At 68.4% G+C, this 4,418-nt stretch carries 3 protein-coding genes; 2 read left to right on the forward strand and 1 reads right to left on the reverse strand.

Annotation, left to right across the window (positions count from 1 at the left end):
- The coding region (locus U9983_RS26745; protein ID WP_416211563.1) for a WD40 repeat domain-containing protein at positions 1–1,487 on the forward strand (1,487 nt) is incomplete at its 5' end.
- A 138-nt stretch (positions 1,488–1,625) separates the two neighbouring features.
- Positions 1,626–3,740 (forward strand): SpoIIE family protein phosphatase, encoded by a 2,115-nt coding sequence (locus tag U9983_RS26750; protein WP_322756667.1) that lies wholly within the window; start codon positions 1,626–1,628, stop codon positions 3,738–3,740.
- A 160-nt stretch (positions 3,741–3,900) separates the two neighbouring features.
- Here the strand turns inward: U9983_RS26750 and U9983_RS26755 are convergent, their stop codons facing one another.
- Positions 3,901–4,350 (reverse strand): VOC family protein, encoded by a 450-nt coding sequence (locus U9983_RS26755; protein ID WP_416211564.1) that lies wholly within the window; start codon positions 4,348–4,350, stop codon positions 3,901–3,903.
- Positions 4,351–4,418 lie beyond the last annotated feature (68 nt).

Raw genomic sequence — 4,418 nt, forward strand, 5'->3', positions numbered from 1 at the left:
GGCGGACCCTGGCCACCGGAGCGGACGACGCGCAGGCACGGCTGTGGGATCTGACGGACCCCACCCACCCACGCCAGAGCGCAGGCCTGAGCGGTCACGGTGGCGCGGTCCGCGCGGTCGCCTTCAGCCCCGACGGCAGGAGCCTGGCCACCGGCAGCACGGATCGCACGATCGCGCTGTGGGATGTCGCTTCTCCTGCGACGTCCGTGCGCACCGCCACCTTCACCGGACATCAGAACCTGATCAAGGCGGTGAGTTTCGCGCCGGACGGCGCCACCCTGGCCACCGGCGGCAATGACGACACGGTGCTGTTTTGGTCACTGGCCGACCGTCTGACTCCAACACGGTCGGCACAACCGATCGTCGGAACCACCCTGTTCTTACAGAGCCCCTACACGCCGCTGCGCTTCTCGACCCTCGACCCGACCGGAACGCTGCTGGCGGCCTGGGGCGCCGGCGGTCGGCCGGTGTTGATGTACCTGACAGGTCCGTCAGCCGGTCGCGACGCCGGTACCGTCGACGTCCCGGACAGCCCGCAGGTGGTCTTCGCGCCGGACGGCCGCGCCCTCGCCACCGCCGCCCGCGACGGGACCGTGACCGTCTGGGACGTCTCCGACCCCGCATCGCCGGTGTCGACCGCACAGTTCCGCATCTCCGACGGTGCTGGCGCCGTCGCGTACATGGCGCTGTCCCCCGACAACGCACTCCTTGCCGTCAGCAGCGCTGCGGGACCAACGACCATCTGGGACATCTCCGACCGACGCCACCCCGTCCAGGCGTCATTCCTCACCGCGAACGGGACCGCGAACTGCGCCGTGACCTTCAGACCGCGAGGGCGCATCCTCCTGTGCGGTGCCTACCTGTACGACCTCGCCGATCTCCGCGGTCCGAAACCGCTGGGCACCCTCGTGGACCCAGACCATCCCCACCTGCATGTCTCCGGTACCGCCCGTTTCTCCCCTGATGGGAACACCCTGGTGGCCGCCTTTCTTAAGGACACCTACGTATTCGACGTATCCGACGTGTCCGCTACGGCCGCACCACGGTTCCGGGTGAAAATCAGCAGCGGCGTGCCGATACCCGCCATCGCGTTCAGCCCGGACGGACGGATCCTCGCCACTGTCGGCGGCGGTGACGAAGTAGTGCTGTGGGACATGACCTTCACCTCCGCACCCCACCGGGTCACGGCGGTGACCTTACAGACCTATCCGCGTGGCGTGGCATTCTCCGAAACCGGTGACACGCTGACCACATACGATGAATACGGCAACGTGGTCAGGTGGAACATCGCCTCGCTGCGCGCCACGGTGACGGACCCGGTGGCCCGCGCCTGTCGCCTGGCCGGGGCCAACCCGACCCAGACGGAATGGTCGGTCATGGCCCCCGGCGTCACCTTCGACCGTGTGTGCCCGACTCTCCCCGAAGCACCGTCGCCACCCAGTTTTCCGGTCTTGTTCCCATCAACGCTAATACCGGCGGGCAACTGAAACGAGCCAGCACCGTGCGGATGCCCGCAGCCTCGGGTTGAAAGCAGCACAATCGGGCAGCACCCTTGGAACAGTGCCGCGGAGTCCTGCCTGCGAGGATCCCGAGCGATGGCCGCGGCGAGGGTGAGATGCGCGCCGATGGACACCGACCCGGACGGCACTGAAACGGACAGCACCGAGACGGAAGCGCTCAGAGACTGGACGCTGGCCCAACTCCCGATCCCGGTAGCAATCTACAATGACAAGGAGCGGCTTGCGAGGGCCAACAAAGCGATGACCCGCCTGATGGGCAGAACGGAAGAGGAGATGCGCGGGCTGCATCTGCGGGAAATAGCGCCCTATCCTCCCTTTGAGGAGTACGACAGGCTGCAGGAACAGGTGCTGCGGACCGGGGAGATGATGCGCCACGAAAACTACGGCCGTGCTCCCGGCGAAGCCCGCGAGCACGCCTGGTCGATAATTTTTTTCCCCCTGAAGAATCAGGACGGCCGGGTGCAGGGCGTTTCCGCTGCGGTGCTTGACTACACTGAACAGTACTGGGCCCGGCGTCGGCTGGTCATCGTGAACGACGCCAGCACCCGCATCGGCAGCACCCTGGACGTGACCCGCACCGCCCAGGAGCTGGCGGACGTCGCCGCCGGCCGATTTGCCGATTTCGTCAGCGTCGACCTGCTGGACTCCATCGTCCACGGCGAGGAACCGACGCTCGGTCCGGTCACCGGCCCCGTCGTGCTGCGCCGGGTCGCACAGCAGTCCGTCCTGGCCGGCTGCCCCGAGTCGGCGGTCACCCCGGGAGCGACCGAATCCCACCCCGAATACTCGTTCCTGGCGCGGACCCTGGCCACCGGCCTGGCCTCACGGCATGCCGTCGATGACCCCGACATCCGCAGGTGGACGGCGCATTTCCGGGCTCGCGTCCGGAGCATCCGCCAGTACGGCATCCACTCGGTGATGGCAGCGCCGCTGCGGGCCCGCGGCACCACCCTGGGCGTCGTGATGTTCCTGCGGCATCGCACTCAGGACCCGTTCGACGACGACGACCTCCTGCTCGCCGAGGAGATCACCGCACGAGCGGCCGTGTGCGTGGACAACGCCCGCCGCTACTCTCGTGAGCGCACGACCGCACTCGCCCTGCAACGCAGCATGCTCCCGCGGCGGATACCCCAGCCGGCGGCCCTGGACATCGCCTCCCGCTACCTGCCTGCCGACTCCCAAGCGGGCGTGGGCGGCGACTGGTTCGACGTGATTCCGCTGTCCGGCGCCCGGGTCGCCCTGGTCGTCGGTGACGTCGTCGGCCACGGCGTCCACGCGTCGGCGACCATGGGACGGCTGAGCACCGCGGTACGCACCCTCGCCGACATCGACCTGGCCCCCGACGAACTGCTCACCCGCCTCGACGACATCGTCATCCGTCTCGACCTCGAGGAAGGCCCGGCGGCCAGCGACCCCAACGCACCCACCGCCGGGGAAATCGGCGCCACCTGCGTCTACGCGATCTACGACCCCGTCGCCGGCCGCTGCACGCTGGCCCGCGCCGGCCACCCCGCACCCGCTGTCGTCACCCCCGCCGGCACGGTCGACTTTCCCGAGGTACCCGTCGGCCCCCCACTGGGCCTGGGCGGACTGCCCTTCGAGTCCACCGAGCTGCACCTGCCGGCAGGAAGCCTGCTCGCCCTCTACACCGACGGCCTGATCGAGGCCGCGGGCCGCGACATCGACCAGGGGCTGGCACTGCTACGCCACGCGCTGACCCATCCCGCCCCGTCCCTGGAGGACACCTGCGACAACGTGCTGAACGCGCTGCTGCCGGAGCGCCCTACTGACGACGTCGCCCTGCTCCTCGCCCGGACGAAAACCCTCGACGCCGATCATGTCGCCACCTGGAGCCTGCCGGCTGAGCCCGCCGTCGTCGCCGACGCCCGCAAACAGGCCTCTCACCAACTGACCATCTGGGGACTGGACGATGCCGCATACATCACCGAGCTGGTCGTCAGCGAGCTGGTCACCAACGCCATCCGCTACGGCGGCGGCCCCATCCAGCTCCGGCTCATCCAGGACAACACCCTCATCTGTGAGGTCTCGGACGCCAGCAACGCCGCCCCCCACCTGCGCCAGGCCCGCGTCTTCGACGAGGGCGGCCGCGGCCTGCTCCTCGTCGCCCAACTCACCCAACGGTGGGGCACCCGGCAAACCGCCACCGGGAAGACCATCTGGGCCGAACAACCCCTCCCCTACGCCGAACTCCCCGCATAGATGAGGTCTCGTCAACCTGATCCCCATCTGATCCCCAGCGTCCTGGCAGCGCCCCTTCGACCTGCCGGCCCGCTACCTTTCGATCTGCCGAGCTACGATCTTTCGATCTGCCGAACCGGCCATCCAAGCCGCACTGCGCATACGACGGCACCCCGACCGGTCATCCGACGGGGAAGTCGGGGACGGTGATCGAGCCGTCCGCCGCGAGCGGGAAGCCCGGGTTGTACGCAATCTCCCAGGCGTGGCCGTCGAGATCGGTGAAATACCCCGCATAGCCGCCATAGAACGTCTTGGCCGGCGGACGGGTGACCGTGGCCCCTGCCCGCTCCGCCGCCGCGATGAGACCGTCGACCTCCGCCTCGGACCGAACATTGTGTGCGAGGGCGACACCACTGAAGCCACCTGCCGGCCTGTCCGTGATAGTCCCGTCCGTAAAACCGCAGTCGCGCGCGAGTTTGTCACGGCCCCAGAGGACCAGCGCGATGCCGCCGGCCTGAAAGAACACGGTCTCTTCGACCTCCTGACCGTGCCAACCCAGCCGCTCATAAAACGCCCGAGCGCGCCGCACGTCGGCAACGCCCAGTGTGATCAAGCTGACACGCTGCTCCATTACTGAAGCCTACTTCGCCAGGGGCGCAGGCCCGGCCACCAACGATGCAGCCAGCCTCTTAACGACAA

This window comes from Protofrankia sp. Cas3 (assembly GCF_963555955.1).
Classification (GTDB): Bacteria; Actinomycetota; Actinomycetes; order Frankiales; family Frankiaceae; genus Protofrankia.

Bases quoted from the DNA above. Each gene is read 5' to 3' on its own strand.
- U9983_RS26755 (WP_416211564.1), bottom strand. From the start codon at position 4,350: ATGGAGCAGCGTGTCAGCTTGATCACACTGGGCGTTGCCGACGTGCGG.
- U9983_RS26750 (WP_322756667.1), top strand. From the start codon at position 1,626: ATGGACACCGACCCGGACGGCACTGAAACGGACAGCACCGAGACGGAA.